Source organism: Streptomyces sp. NPDC087422, from assembly GCF_044744145.1.
Classification (GTDB): domain Bacteria; phylum Actinomycetota; class Actinomycetes; order Streptomycetales; family Streptomycetaceae; genus Actinacidiphila.
Map to the genome: position 1 here is coordinate 23,609 of NZ_JBIUXT010000007.1, position 12,995 is coordinate 36,603.

Below are 12,995 nucleotides of genomic sequence, written 5' to 3' on the forward strand. Positions count from 1 at the left end.
ATGTGCCCCCGCCCGAGCCGGAGCCGCCGGCGTCCGGGCGGGAGGAAGACCTGCTGGTCGCCCGCGCGAGCGAGGGCGACGACGAGGCGTTCGAGATCCTGGTACGGCGGCACAGCGGCGAACTGCTGCGCCTGGCACGCCGGTTGCTCGGCAACGACGCCGAGGCGGAGGACGCGGTGCAGGACGCGTATGTCAGCGCGTGGCGGCGGCTGCCGGAGTTCCGCAGGAACGCGGCCTTCGGCACGTGGATGTACCGCATCGTGACCAACCGCTGCCTCAACGTCCTCAGGGGCCGCCGCCCCACCCAGCCGCTGGACTCGATCGTCGAACCCGCCGCGCCCGAGTACCAGTCCTCGCCCGTCCGCGCCGCGGAGTCCGCCGCGTCGGCCGAGGCGCTGCACCGCGCGCTGGCCGGGCTCACCCCCGAGCAGCGCGCGTGCTGGGTGCTGCGCGAATTCCACGGCCTGTCGTACGACGAGATTGCCGCCGCCGTGGGGATCGGCGAACCGGCCGTCCGGGGACGGATCTTCCGCGCCCGCCGCTATCTGACGGAGGCGATGGACACATGGCGCTAGACGACGAACTCCTGCCCTGCGACGCCTCGTTGGCCGATCTGTGGGAGGGCGGCGAGCCCGCCCCCGGCCACGAGGACTGCCCGCACTGCCGGGACTCGCTCGCCGAACTGGCCCAGCTCGACCAGGCCGTGCACCAGGCGCTGGCGGTACGCGACCTGCCCGCGCCCGATCTGGCCGCCCGCGTGATGGACCTGGTGCGGACCGAACTGCGGCCCGGCCGCCTCGTACCGCTCGGCGACCCCGCGGCCGACGACTGGATCACCGAGACCGCCGCCGCCCGGCTCTTCCGGCAGGCCGCGGACGCGGTTCCCGGTGTCGTGGCCGGGAGCTGCCGGATCACCGCGGCCCGCGAGCCCGCGCGCTACGTACTGCCCGGGCTGCCGCTGCCGCGCGTGCCGCTGCGGGTCCGCCTGGAAGTGGCCGTCGTCCTCAGCCGTACCGTCCCCGAGGCCGCCGCGGCGGTCCGCGAACGCGTCATGAACGCGGCGCACGCGGTGATCGGCCTGGATGTCGCCGCGGTGGACGTGTCGGTGGTGGACGTCCTGGACGACGGGGCGGCGGCCGACCGCCCGCTCAACGACGCGACCTCCGGGGAGGGCTGACCCGATGAACCCGCTGACCCGCACACCGGAAGAGCGCGAGACCGCGACCGCGGCGGGCGCCGCCGCGGCCGACGTCCCCGGCGTCGCCTACCTCAGCCCGCGCCTGACCGACCGCCTGCGCTCCCGTACCGCCCCCGGTGTCACCGTGCGGTGGCGGACCGACCCCGCGCAGTGCGCGGTCACGGTCTCGCTGGCCGTACGCACCGGCTACCAGGCGGCCCGGGTCGCCCAGCACGTGCGGGAGGCGGTCGTCGAGGCGGTCTACGCGACGTATCCGCAGACGCTGACCACGCCGGTCACGGTGTCGGTGACGGTCACCGCGATCGTCTGAGACCGCCCGTTTTCACCGGGTACGTCCCCGCGCGTGATGTCCGTCCGCCCACGGTGTCCAAGGGTGCAGACCCTTCGAGATTCGAGAGAGGACACAGACCGCCATGGACGCCACGGCTCCCTTCACCTGTCCGACCGCGCTGGACGACGACGGGATACTCACCCTCCGGCCGTGCGGGGACATCGACCTCGAAGCGCGCCCGGCTCTGACCCAGGCCCAACTGGCGCTGCGCCCCGGCCTGCGGGGGGTCCACCTCGACTTCGACGCCGTCCCCTTCATGGACACGACGGCGCTGCGCTTCCTGAGCAGCCTGCACGCCCGCTGCACCGCCTTCGCGCTCCCGCTCCACATCACGGGTCTGCGCCCCCAGCACCGCCGCATGCTCTCCCTGTCCGACTACCGCCTCCCCACCTCCCCGACCTCCCCCACCACAACCGCCTGACCCTCCGACGGCGCCCCGAAGCGGGCCACGCAGTGCCAGACGCGCTTGAGCGACTGCGGGTCGTGGCGGCCGGTGCGGGCGGCGTCGCCGATGACGCGCGGGTCGAGGAATCCGCCCTCCGCGATCTCGGCGCCCAGCGCGACGAATTCCGGCCCCCGGTAGTCCGGGTGGCGGCGCAACTCCGTGACGGCGAGGCGGAAACCGGCGTGCCACTCCAGCGGGCACGGCAGCAGGCGCGCGGCGTCCTCCACGGCGGTGCCGCGGTGGCTCGGGTCGAGCACCAGCGCCTCCACGTCCTCGGCGAGCACCACGGGACCGTGCACCTGCGCCTCCACATAGCCGTCGAGCGCGTCCCCCCGCCCGGCCGCGGTGTCCGCGCGGGCCAGCTCCACCAGGGCCGACACCGTCCCTTCGACCCCGAAGTCGGACGGTTCCCGGGCGCTGTCCGGATAGCAGAAGGTCGCCCGTGCCAGCGTCCCGGCGCGCAGCCGGAAGTGCGCGGACCCGAAGCGCGGGGCCGCGCCGACCCGCTCGCGCCGGAAGTTCAACGCCCCGTACACCGGCCGTGCCCGCCCGTCCGCCCGGTCGTACGCGCCCCCGAAGATCCGGCTCTCCCACCGCCACCGGTCTCCGCCCGGATACGCGGTCAGGCCCCCGTTGCTCGTACCGGTCACGAACTGCGACCGGTACACGCCCTCCCGTCCCAGCGCCTCCAGCATCCCCCCGCGGTCCGGATGGAAATTCACACTCACCCGCACCCCGGCGGCAACCGGCGTCCCGGCCCGCGCCAGCCCGGTCACGTGGCGCAACGCCTCATCCGCCGCGAGCGGCGTTTCCCCGGTCACGTCATCCACCCCTTGCCCCCTGCCTCCTGTGCGGGCCGAGCCGTCGGCCGTCAGCGCGGGGCCGGGGCCGGGGCCAGGCCGTCGGCGACGAGGCCGGCGAGGACGGCTTCGCCGAGGGTCTGGACGGCGGACTGAGGGCGGACCATGACGGTGATCTCCTTGATCAGCCCGGCCGGGTCGAACTGGAGCATGTCGATGCCGTGGATCTCCTTGCCGTTGACGGTGGCGCGGAAGAGCAGGATCGCGGACGGGGCGTCGGTGCCGTCACCGGTGGTCCGGGCGGAGCCGTCGAACCGGCCGATGTAGCGGAAGTCCTCGAAGGTGCGCACCAGGACGTGGAAGAGGCCGACGACGAGCGGCTTGCCCTCGAACGGGGTGAACTTCACCGGGCTGTAGAGCCGGATGTCGTCGGTGAACAGGCGGCTGAGGGCCTCGACGTCGCCCGACTCGACGGCGGCGCGGAAGGCGGAGGGGTCTGCGGTCACGGCGTCCGTCGCGGTCACGGCGGCTGCTCCTTCGGTTCTGGAGGGCTGCCCTGGGCGGACCCCCTAGTCGTGCATCTGATTAGTCACTTTCTTGAGTATCATGTCGAGCGTACAACGGACCGGGCGGACGGGAGGAGGCCGGGCGATGGCTTTGCGCCACGCGGTCCTCGCGGCGCTGCTGGACGAGGAGCTGAGCGGCTACCAGCTGGCCAAGGCGTTCAACGTCGGCGTGGCCAACTTCTGGCACGCGCTGCCCCAGCAGCTCTACGCGGAACTGACCAGGCTGGAGAGCGACGGCCTGGTCACCGGCCGGGAGGTCGTCCAGGACACGCGGCCGAACAAGCGCCTCTTCCAGGTGACCGACGCCGGCCTCGCCGAACTGGAACGCTTCGCGGCGGCGCCCGCGAAACCGTCCTTCATCCGTGATGAACTCCTTGTGAAGGTTCAGACCGCCGACCGCCTCGGCACCGAGGCCGTCATCGCCCAGCTCATGGAGCGCGCCGCCTTCGCGGCGGCGAAGGCCGAGCTGTTCACGACCCTGCTCGGCAAGCTCCGCGGCGACCGGGACGAGGAGGACTTCCTGCGCCACGGCACCCGCATCGGCCCGTATCTGACGTGCCTGCGCGGCCTCGCCTTCGAGCGGGGAAACGCCGAGTGGTGCGAGCGCAGCGCGGCCGTGCTGCGCGCGAGGCTGTCGGCGCGGGCCTGACGGCGGCACTACGCTCGGGGCCATGAGCGACAAGCACATCGGGCACCAGGACATCGGCCACCAGCACTTCGAGACCCTCGCGATCCACGCCGGCCAGGCCGCGGACGCGCAGACCGGGGCCGTGGTGACGCCGATTTACCAGGTGTCGACGTACAAGCAGGACGGTGTCGGCGGCCTGCGCGGCGGCTACGAGTACAGCCGGTCGGCCAACCCGACCAGGACCGCCCTCGAAGAGAACCTGGCGGCGCTGGAGGGCGGCAGCCGCGGCCTCGCCTTCGCCTCGGGGCTCGCGGCCGAGGACTGCCTGCTGCGTACGATGCTCGCGCCGGGCGACCACGTGGTGATCCCGAACGACGCGTACGGCGGCACCTTCCGGCTCTTCGCGAAGGTCGTGGAGCGCTGGGGCGTGCGCTGGTCGGTGGCCGACACCTCCGACGTCCAGGCGGTACGGGACGCGCTCCGGCCGGAGACCAAGCTGATCTGGGTCGAGACGCCCTCGAACCCGCTGCTCGGCATCACCGACATCGCGGCGGTCGCCGGGGTCGCCCGCCAGGCCGGGGTGCGGCTGGTGGTCGACAACACCTTCGCGAGCCCTTACCTCCAGCAGCCGTTGGCGCTCGGCGCGGACGTCGTCGTGCACTCCACGACCAAGTACATGGGCGGCCACTCCGACGTGGTCGGCGGCGCGCTGGTCACCTCGGACGCGGGCCTGGGCGAGGAGTTGGCGTACCACCAGAACGCGATGGGCGCGGTCGCCGGGCCGTTCGACGCGTGGCTGGTGATGCGCGGCGTCAAGACGCTCGCGGTACGGATGGACCGGCACAGCGCCAACGCGACGCGGGTGGCCGGCATGCTGGCCGCGCACCCGAAGGTGGCGCAGGTGTACTACCCCGGTCTGCCGGAGCACGCGGGGCACGAGGTGGCCGCCAAGCAGATGAAGGCGTTCGGCGGCATGGTGTCCTTCCGCGTCGTGGGCGGCGAGGACGCGGCGGTCGCCGTCTGCGACCGCGCGGAGCTCTTCACGCTCGGCGAATCCCTCGGCGGCGTCGAGTCGTTGATCGAGCACCCGGGCCGTATGACGCACGCCTCGGTGGCCGGTTCCGCGCTGGAGGTGCCCGCCGATCTGGTACGCCTGTCGGTCGGCATCGAGGCCGCGGACGACCTGCTGGCCGACCTGGCGCAGGCCCTCGGCTGAGGTCGTGACACGGTCGTGAGAGCGTGAACTCCCGGGCCCGTACGGTCGCGCGCGCCGCGTACCGTACGGGCCCGGCGCCTTTCCCACGGAAGGCGTCAGCCCGTCGCCGACCACCAACTGCCGTCCGTCGGCGTCGTAGGGGCCGAGTGGTCGGGCCACGCCACCGCGGCCAGGACCAGACCGGCCACGACGGCCGCGAACAGCACCAGCCACAGGGCGAGTCGGACGACCCGGCGGCGGCGTACGATCCGGCGTCCGCGGGCGGCGGCGCGGGCGGTGAGATCGAGCGGGACCACCGGGTGCGGGGTGTCCAGCAGGCGGCGCACCTCGTCGTCGCGGCGGTTGGGCAGGCGGCTCACGGCGCCACCGCGCTGGACTCGGCCAACTCCGCTGCCTCGGAAGCCGGTTCGGTCTCCCCGGGGGCTCTGCGGGCCCGCGCCGCGGCGGCGGCCACGGCCCTGGCCGCCGCCGCGGCCGCCGGATCGTCCTCTTCGGGCCTGCTGCGCAGCGTGGCCGTCCCGCGGGCGCAGATGGCGCGCACCCGCTCGACGGGCAGGCCGAGTTGGGCCGCGGTCTGCTCCTCCGCGACGCCCTCGAAGTGCCGCATCACGACGATCAGCCGCTCCTGGCCGCTGAGCCGGTCCAGGGTGCCGCCGCGGGGCCGCCGCCACCACGGGCGGTAGGCGAACCGCCGTACCAGCTCGCTCCTGGCCCGTTCGTACGGGTCCTCCGCGCGCATCGTGAGCCAGTTGGCGTAGACGTGCGCGAGCGTCGCGGTCAGGAGGCGGTCGGCGGCCTCAGGGTCGCCCGCCAGCAGTGTGGCGGCGTGCAGCAGACGGCCCGCCGCGCCCGCGGTGAACGCCGCGAATTCGGCGTCCCGTCGGTTTTCCGCTGCCGCCCGGCGCTTCCCCACGCGGCCATGGGACGGCAACCGGGTGTTCCGGGTCAAGCCCCTTGCGTGTCTCCCCGCGACCCCGTCGCGCCGCCGGTCCCCTCGGTCCCACCGGCCTCGTCGGACTCCGGCTCCTCGCGCTGTCCCGCCCCGGTGTGCCAGTCGGCGAGCGAGGTGTTGAAGCGGGCCAGCAGCTCGGTGAAGATCTCCCGCTCCCGCGGGGTCCACTCGTCGGTGACCTCGGCCATCAGCCGGCGGCGGGAGTCGCGTACCGCGTCGAGCCGGGACCGGCCGCGCGGCGACAGGGCGAGGACGACCGCGCGGCCGTCCTCCGGGTGCGAGGTGCGCTTGACCAGGCCGGTGTCGACGAGCGGGGCGACCTGACGGGTGACCGTGGAGGAGTCGATGCCCATGGCCTCGGCGAGCGCCTTGACGCCCATCGGGCCTTCGCGGTCGAGCCGGTTGAGCAGCAGGTAGGCGGCGCGGTCCATGGAGTTGCGGGCCTTGCCGACTCCGCCGAGCCGCGTCTGTTCCGCGCGACGGGCGAAAAGTGCGACCTGGTGCTGGAGGCGCTCAAGGAGTTCGGTCGAGGTCTCCGTGGGGTTGGACATGACCTTGAAGCTCGCGTTCTGTCGGTCCTGTGAAGGGGAACGGGAAGGCGGAAGTTGTGGAGAAGAGTACGCGGCGCGGAAGGCCCCGTGACCCTTCACCGGCAATACGCCGCCCGCCGCGGCCCCGGCCCTGACACGTATTCCGGCCGCCGGTGACACCCTTGGCCCCCGGCGGTGGCGGTCCGCCGGAGCTGGGAGACTGGGCCCATGGACAGTTCGGTGCCCGCAGCGTCCCCTTCGATCACCCTCGATGACGTGCGAGGAGCGCACAAAATGCTCTCCGGGGTGGCCCGTATCACCGCGATGGAAGGCAGCCGCCATCTGTCGTCGCTGGTCGGAGCACCTGTGCACCTCAAATGCGAGAATCTTCAACGCACAGGTTCGTTCAAAATTCGCGGCGCGTACGTCCGCATCGCGGGCCTCGGCCCGGAGGAGCGCGCGGCCGGGGTGGTGGCGGCCAGCGCCGGGAACCACGCCCAGGGCGTGGCCCTCGCGGCCTCCCTGCTCGGTGTCCGCTCGACCGTCTTCATGCCCGTCGGCGCCCCGCTGCCCAAGGTGGCCGCGACCCGTGACTACGGCGCCGAGGTACGGCTGCACGGCGCGGTCGTCGACGAGACGCTGCGGGCGGCCATCGCGTACGCCGAGCAGACCGGGGCGGTCTTCATCCACCCCTTCGACCACCCGGACATCGTCGCCGGGCAGGGCACGGTGGGCCTGGAGATCCTTGAGCAGTGCCCCGAGGTCGGCACCATCGTGGTCGGCATCGGCGGCGGCGGTCTCGCCGCCGGTCTCGCGGTCGCCGTCAAGGCGCTGCGGCCCGATGTGAAGATCGTCGGCGTGCAGGCCGCGGGCGCCGCCGCGTATCCGCCCTCGCTCGCCGTCGGCCGCCCGGTGGCGCTCGGCACGGTCGCCACGATGGCCGACGGAATCATGGTCGGCCGTCCGGGCGACATACCGTTCGCCCTGGTCAGGGACCTGGTGGACGAGGTCGTGACGGTGACGGAGGACCAGCTCTCCTCCGCGCTGCTGCTCTGCCTGGAACGCGCGAAGCTGGTCGTGGAACCGGCCGGGGCCAGTCCGGTCGCGGCGCTGCTGGCCGCGCCCGAGGCGCTGCGGGGGCCCGTCGTCGCGGTGCTCTCCGGCGGCAATGTCGACCCGCTGCTGATGCAGCGCATCCTGCGGCACGGCATGTCGGCCGCCGGCCGTTACCTGTCCCTGCGGCTGCGTCTCACCGACCGGCCCGGCGCGCTCGCCACGCTCCTGGGGGTGTTGTCAGTGGTCGACGCTAACGTCCTCGATGTCAGCCATGTGCGCACCGACCCGCGGCTCGGCCTCACCGAGGCCGAGGTCGAGGTGCACCTGGAAACCAAGGGACCTGAGCACTGTGTCGCCGTGGGCGAGGCACTGGAGAACGCGGGTTACACCGTCATCCGGTGACCGCCCCGGCGGGCGGAGCTCGCCGTCGTACGACCCGCCGCCGCGGGGGAACCGCCCGCCGAGCCCCGCGGCGGCGCGCCGTGTACCAGGTTCCGTGGCGGACGCGAAATTGGCTTGACGCGATATATCGCGTCTGTCATTCTCGCGTTCCATCGCGGTTCGCCGCGCGGTCCGCCGCGCGCTGAGCGATGAGTTTCGGCCGTTCGGGCGGTCGAAGTCATGAAGCCGCACACCGCACCAGTCGTGAGAGCTGCACACCGCACCAACGGACGGAGTGACAAAATGCCGGGCGCCATCTATGCAGAGGGTCTTGTGAAGACCTTCGGCGATGTCAAGGCACTGGGGGGAGTGGACCTCGACGTGCCGGAGGGCACGGTCCTCGGGCTGCTCGGGCCGAACGGCGCGGGAAAGACCACCGCCGTCCGGGTCCTGACCACACTCCTGCAACCCGACAGCGGCAGAGCCGTCGTCGCGGGCATCGACGTACTGAAGCACCCCAACGAGGTCCGCAGGCACATCGGCCTGTCGGGTCAGTTCGCCGCGGTCGACGAGTATCTGACCGGCCGGGAGAACATCCAAATGGTCGGCCAGCTCTACCAGATGAGCGCCAAGGCGGCCCGCGCGCGGGCTGACGAACTGCTGGAGCGCTTCAATCTGGCGGACGCCGCGAACCGGCCCTCCAAGACCTACTCCGGCGGTATGCGCCGCCGCCTGGACCTCGCCGCCGCGCTCGTGGTGAGCCCGCCGGTGATGTTCATGGACGAGCCGACCACCGGACTCGACCCGCGCAACCGCCAGCAGCTCTGGGAGGTCATCCAGGAACTGGTCGCGGGCGGCACCACCTTGCTGCTCACCACCCAGTATCTGGAAGAGGCCGACCACCTCGCGCACGACATCTGCGTGATCGACCACGGCAAGGTCATCGCGCGCGGCACCTCCGACCAGCTCAAGGCGCAGACCGGCGGCGAACGCGTCGAGGTCGTCGTGCACGAGCGGGACCGCATCTCCGACGCCGCCCGCGCGCTCGCCGGATTCGGCAAGGGCGACGCGAAGATCGAGGAACACCAGCGGAAGATCACCGTCCCGGTGACCGGCGGCGCCAAGCTGCTCGCCGAGGTGATCCGCGACCTGGACGCGCAGGGCATCGAGATCGACGACATCGGCCTGCGCCGACCCACCCTGGACGACGTGTTCATCTCCCTGACCGGCCACGCGGCCGAGCAGGACAACGCCGCCGACGAGGAGACCGAGGACCCGGGCGCCCGCAAGGCCGACGCGTCCCGCAAGGAGGCAGTCAAGTGAGCGCCACGACCGACATCGTGACCACCGCCGCGCCCAAGGGCGCGGGCGGCGTCGTCCAGTCCGTCAGGGACTCGCTGGTCGTCGCCAAGCGCAATCTGATCCGGATGCTGCGCATCCCCGAGATGATCATCTTCGGGCTGATCCAGCCGATCATGTTCGTGGTGCTGTTCAGCTACGTCTTCGGCGGCTCGGTCGCCGTCGGCGGCTCCCTCAGCGCCTCGGACTACCGCAACTTCCTGATGGCGGGCATCTTCGCCCAGACGGTCACCTTCGCCACCGCCGGCGCGGGCGCGGGCATCGCCGACGACATGAACAAGGGCCTCATCGACCGCTTCCGGTCGCTGCCCATGGCGCGCGGCGCGGTGCTCACCGGCCGCACCCTCGCCGACCTCGTCCAGACGACGCTCACCGTCGTCGTCCTCGCGGTGGTCGGCGTGCTCGTCGGCTGGCGCATCCACAACGGCGTGCCGAAGATGATCGGCGCGTTCCTGCTGCTGCTCCTGCTGGGCTACGCCTTCTCCTGGATCGGCGCGCTGATCGGCCTGTCGGTCCGCACCCCGGAGGCGGCCACCTCGGGCGGCCTGATCTGGCTCTTCCCGGTGACGTTCGTGTCGAACGCCTTCGTGGACTCGTCCAACATGCCGGGCTGGCTCCAGGCGGTCGCCGACTGGAACCCGTTCAGCGCCACCGTGCAGGCGTGCCGCGTGCTCTTCGGCAACCCGGGCGTCTCGCAGTCCGGCGCCTGGCCGATGCAGCACCCGGTGTGGGCGTCGCTGATCTGGTCCGTGCTCATCATCGTGGTCTTCCGTACGCTCGCGGTCCGCAAGTACCGCTCGGCGACCGCTTAACAGCCGGTCACCGCGGAGAGCCGGACGACCGCCTCACGCTCGACGATCGCGTCACGCCCGACGCCTTCGCGGAGAGCCGCGTCACACATGTGCCGCCCGTGCCACGGGGACGGGCGGCACACCGCTGTCCGCTCAGCCCTGGTACGGCTTCACGTCGAGGACCTTCACCGACGCGCTCTTGCCGTTGGGCAGTTCGTACGTGGCGTCCTCGCCCGGCTTCTTGCCCGCCACACCGCGGCCGAGCGGCGACTGCGGCGAGTACGTGTCCAGGTCGCTGGAGACGCCCTCGCGGGAGCCGAGCAGGAAGGTCATGGTGTCGTCGGGGTCGCCGTCGAAGGCGATGGTCACCACCATGCCGGGCGCCACCACACCGTCGTCCGCCGGGGCCTCGCCGACCTTCGCGGACTCCAGGATCTGGTTGAGCTGGCGGATGCGCAGCTCCAGCTTGCCCTGGTCCTCACGCGCCGCGTGATAGCCGGCGTTCTCCTTGAGATCGCCTTCCTGGCGGGCTTCCTCGATCTTGGCGACGATCTCGGCGCGCGCCGGACCAGACAGATGCTCCAGCTCGGCCTTGAGCTGGTCATACGCCGCCTGGGTCAGCCAGGTGACGTTCTCGCTGGTCTGGGTCACAGGTGCTCCTCGTCGGTACTGGTCATGCCGTGTGCCTGTCCCGCGGACTCCCCGCGGGGCGGTGTGTGCCGTCGCACCCGTGGGGCCGACGGCTCGTCCCCACGGCCGGTGCCGGGGTGCGCCCCGATGAACAAGTCCATTGCCACCGGTCGCCGGGACGAAACCACGAGCCTAACAATTACTCGTCGGTCAAGGGGACGAGAAACGAACGCGGGTGCCGGGGTCCGGGGTCAGCCGCGCGGGGCGGTCTGGCAGCTGACCAGCTCACCGGTCTCACCGCGCGAGGTCGTCCGCACCGTGACGACGGTGTCGACCTGCCGGGCGTGCTGCGCGAGGCGGACGTCCTTGCGGCCCACCTCGTTGTGGTCGACGTCCACCGAGCGCAGGGTGCAGACGGCGACGGTCCCCGGGTCCTTGTGGACCTCCAGGTGGATCTCCACGGCCTGGTCCGACACGGCCTTGAAGGCGATGACCTGACCGCTGACCTTGGTGCCGGTGAGGGCGTGCCAGCCGTACCAGCCGACGCCGACGACCATCAGCGCGCCCAGCACGACGGCGGCGATCCGCAGCTTGCGGTCCGCCCGCGCGTCGGCGCCCGGACCGTACCTGCCGTCGGGCAGGGCGGGGCGGGCGCCCGGCTCACCGGGCCGCACGGCGGTCATAGGCTTTTCCTCCCGAGCGCGGGAACGGCGGAATTAATCGTCCCCTCACTCGGTCACTATAGGAGGCGCCCTCTCGGCCGACGGAGGGGGCTTAGAAGACGGGGGCTCGGCGCCGCTCGGACCCCGAAGACCTGAGGACCCAGCCTTGACTGAGCAGCTTCGACTGATGGCCGTTCACGCCCACCCCGACGACGAGTCGAGCAAGGGCGCGGCCACCATGGCCAAGTACGTGTCCGAGGGGGTGGACGTACTGGTGGCGACCTGCACCGGAGGCGAGCGTGGCTCGGTGCTCAACCCCAAACTCCAGGGCGACCCCTACATCGAGGAGAACATCCACGAGGTACGTGCCAAGGAGATGGACGAGGCGCGCCAGATCCTGGGCGTCCGCCAGTCCTGGCTCGGCTACGTCGACTCGGGACTGCCCGAGGGCGACCCGCTGCCGCCGCTGCCCGAGGGCTGCTTCGCCCTCCAGGACGTGGACGTGGCCGCGGGCACCCTGGTGAAGCTGATCCGCGAGTTCCGGCCGCACGTCATCACCACGTACGACGAGAACGGCGGCTATCCGCACCCGGACCACATCATGACCCACAAGATCTCGGCGGTGGCCTTCGACGCCGCGGGCGACCCCGAGCGCTACCCCGAGGCCGGGGAGCCGTGGACGCCGTTGAAGCTCTACTACAACCAGGGCTTCAACAAGGAGCGCACCCTCGCGCTGCACGAGGCGCTGCTCGCGCGCGGCATGGAGTCCCCGTACGGCGAGTGGCTCAAGCGCTGGGAGGAGTTCGACCGCCCGGAGCGGCAGCTCACCACCCACGTGCCCTGCTCGGACTTCTTCGAGATCCGTGACAAGGCGCTGCTCGCGCACGCCACGCAGATCGACCCGGACGGCGGCTGGTTCCGTATCCCGATGGACCTCCAGCGGGAGGTCTGGCCGACCGAGGACTACGAGCTGGCGCAGTCCCGCGTGGACACCTCGATCCCTGAGGACGACCTCTTTGCGGGGATCGAGAGGGCCTAGGCGACAATGGGCGGGTGAACGCCTCCCACGGATTCAATACGCTGGTCCCGCTCGCCTCGAACGCCGCCGGTGAGCTGAACCAGGACAAGGTGACGCCGGGGCTCCTCGGTTTCGTGATCTTCGCCGCCATCGCCATCGGGCTGTGGCTGCTGATGAAGAACATGGGCAAGCAGATGAAGAAGATCGATTTCACCGAGGAGCCCGCGGCTCGCCCGCCGCATGAGGCCCCCGCGGCCTCTCCCTCCGCCTCTCCCGCTGCCTCCGCCTCCGCCTCCTCCGCCCCGGAGCCGCCACGCCCCTGACGGGGGGCGGCCCTTGCGCAGGGCGTGCTTTTCAGGGGCGCGGGGAACCGCGCGAGCAACCCGCCACCGGCCGGTGGTCCGGAGACAACCGATCTGCCCCGCCGGGGCG

General features: G+C 72.0%; 18 protein-coding genes. 11 read left to right on the forward strand and 7 right to left on the reverse strand.

The genetic code is table 11. The features are described 5' to 3' along the window. Nucleotides 1-2: 2 nt before the first annotated feature. The 4 genes from ACIO6U_RS22640 to ACIO6U_RS22655 all read left to right on the forward strand — a co-directional run bounded on the left by ACIO6U_RS22640 (nt 3) and on the right by ACIO6U_RS22655 (nt 1,950). Nucleotides 3-575 (forward strand): RNA polymerase sigma factor, encoded by a 573-nt coding sequence (locus tag ACIO6U_RS22640; protein WP_355349938.1) that lies wholly within the window; start codon nt 3-5, stop codon nt 573-575. Then, nucleotides 566-1,177 carry a hypothetical protein gene (locus ACIO6U_RS22645; RefSeq protein ID WP_355349913.1) on the forward strand — a complete coding sequence of 204 codons (612 nt, stop codon included), beginning with the start codon at nt 566-568 and terminating at the stop codon, nt 1,175-1,177. The genes ACIO6U_RS22640 and ACIO6U_RS22645 overlap by 10 nt, the downstream gene beginning before the upstream one ends. 4 nt (nt 1,178-1,181) lie before the next feature. Further along, nucleotides 1,182-1,508: an Asp23/Gls24 family envelope stress response protein gene (locus ACIO6U_RS22650; protein ID WP_401721673.1), complete on the forward strand. Its 327-nt coding sequence runs from the start codon at nt 1,182-1,184 to the stop codon at nt 1,506-1,508. Between the two features lie 103 nt (nt 1,509-1,611). Next, nucleotides 1,612-1,950, forward strand: coding sequence for an STAS domain-containing protein (locus ACIO6U_RS22655; protein WP_355349918.1), 339 nt, complete (start codon nt 1,612-1,614; stop codon nt 1,948-1,950). Here ACIO6U_RS22655 and ACIO6U_RS22660 read toward each other — a convergent pair. Together ACIO6U_RS22660 and ACIO6U_RS22665 are read right to left on the reverse strand one after the other, a co-directional pair. Further along, complete coding sequence (locus ACIO6U_RS22660) at nt 1,905-2,795, reverse strand: DUF3626 domain-containing protein (RefSeq protein WP_401721676.1); 891 nt, start codon at nt 2,793-2,795, stop codon at nt 1,905-1,907. The two genes, ACIO6U_RS22655 and ACIO6U_RS22660, sit on opposite strands and share 46 nt — an antisense overlap. A gap of 50 nt (nt 2,796-2,845) precedes the next feature. Continuing rightward, nucleotides 2,846-3,298: a nuclear transport factor 2 family protein gene (locus ACIO6U_RS22665; protein ID WP_391161718.1), complete on the reverse strand. Its 453-nt coding sequence runs from the start codon at nt 3,296-3,298 to the stop codon at nt 2,846-2,848. A 127-nt stretch (nt 3,299-3,425) separates the two neighbouring features. On the opposite strand from ACIO6U_RS22665, the gene ACIO6U_RS22670 reads away from it, so the two are divergent. Continuing rightward, on the forward strand, nt 3,426-3,989 hold the full coding sequence (locus ACIO6U_RS22670) for a PadR family transcriptional regulator (protein WP_355349927.1): 564 nt from the start codon (nt 3,426-3,428) through the stop codon (nt 3,987-3,989). 22 nt (nt 3,990-4,011) lie between these two features. Continuing rightward, nucleotides 4,012-5,184 carry a cystathionine gamma-synthase gene (locus ACIO6U_RS22675; protein ID WP_355349930.1) on the forward strand — a complete coding sequence of 391 codons (1,173 nt, stop codon included), beginning with the start codon at nt 4,012-4,014 and terminating at the stop codon, nt 5,182-5,184. Between the two features lie 95 nt (nt 5,185-5,279). Here the strand turns inward: ACIO6U_RS22675 and ACIO6U_RS22680 are convergent, their stop codons facing one another. The 3 genes from ACIO6U_RS22680 to ACIO6U_RS22690 are packed head-to-tail and all read right to left on the reverse strand — an operon-like array spanning nt 5,280 to nt 6,687. Beyond that, complete coding sequence (locus ACIO6U_RS22680; RefSeq protein WP_391049106.1) at nt 5,280-5,543, reverse strand: hypothetical protein; 264 nt, start codon at nt 5,541-5,543, stop codon at nt 5,280-5,282. Then, the gene (locus ACIO6U_RS22685) at nt 5,540-6,097 is read right to left on the reverse strand and encodes a sigma factor-like helix-turn-helix DNA-binding protein (protein WP_401312843.1); all 558 of its coding nucleotides are present in this window, start codon (nt 6,095-6,097) and stop codon (nt 5,540-5,542) included. Before ACIO6U_RS22685 ends, ACIO6U_RS22680 begins: the two co-directional genes overlap by 4 nt. A 32-nt stretch (nt 6,098-6,129) precedes the next feature. Then, entirely contained in the window at nt 6,130-6,687 is a 558-nt protein-coding gene (locus ACIO6U_RS22690) for a MarR family transcriptional regulator (RefSeq protein ID WP_355350139.1), read from the reverse strand. 207 nt (nt 6,688-6,894) lie between these two features. On the opposite strand from ACIO6U_RS22690, the gene ilvA reads away from it, so the two are divergent. From ilvA to ACIO6U_RS22705, 3 genes are all read left to right on the forward strand, one after another. Continuing rightward, nucleotides 6,895-8,124 (forward strand): threonine ammonia-lyase, encoded by a 1,230-nt coding sequence (ilvA, locus tag ACIO6U_RS22695; protein ID WP_401721682.1) that lies wholly within the window; start codon nt 6,895-6,897, stop codon nt 8,122-8,124. A 282-nt stretch (nt 8,125-8,406) separates the two neighbouring features. Continuing rightward, on the forward strand, nt 8,407-9,426 hold the full coding sequence (locus tag ACIO6U_RS22700) for an ATP-binding cassette domain-containing protein (protein WP_391049111.1): 1,020 nt from the start codon (nt 8,407-8,409) through the stop codon (nt 9,424-9,426). After that, nucleotides 9,423-10,274 (forward strand): ABC transporter permease, encoded by an 852-nt coding sequence (locus ACIO6U_RS22705; RefSeq protein ID WP_355350130.1) that lies wholly within the window; start codon nt 9,423-9,425, stop codon nt 10,272-10,274. Before ACIO6U_RS22700 ends, ACIO6U_RS22705 begins: the two co-directional genes overlap by 4 nt. A 132-nt stretch (nt 10,275-10,406) precedes the next feature. Here the strand turns inward: ACIO6U_RS22705 and greA are convergent, their stop codons facing one another. Then, nucleotides 10,407-10,904: a transcription elongation factor GreA gene (gene greA, locus ACIO6U_RS22710; protein ID WP_188280881.1), complete on the reverse strand. Its 498-nt coding sequence runs from the start codon at nt 10,902-10,904 to the stop codon at nt 10,407-10,409. Nucleotides 10,905-11,134: 230 nt separating this feature from the next. Then, a complete protein-coding gene (locus ACIO6U_RS22715; RefSeq protein ID WP_355350127.1) occupies nt 11,135-11,566 on the reverse strand; it encodes a DUF4307 domain-containing protein in 432 nt (143 codons plus the stop codon). A 145-nt stretch (nt 11,567-11,711) separates the two neighbouring features. Here ACIO6U_RS22715 and mca point away from each other — a divergent pair, with 145 nt between their 5' ends. Together mca and ACIO6U_RS22725 are read left to right on the forward strand one after the other, a co-directional pair. Then, the gene (mca, locus tag ACIO6U_RS22720) at nt 11,712-12,584 is read left to right on the forward strand and encodes a mycothiol conjugate amidase Mca (RefSeq protein ID WP_355350124.1); all 873 of its coding nucleotides are present in this window, start codon (nt 11,712-11,714) and stop codon (nt 12,582-12,584) included. Between the two features lie 14 nt (nt 12,585-12,598). Further along, entirely contained in the window at nt 12,599-12,886 is a 288-nt protein-coding gene (locus ACIO6U_RS22725) for a hypothetical protein (protein ID WP_355350121.1), read from the forward strand. The last annotated feature ends 109 nt before the right edge of the window (nt 12,887-12,995 follow it).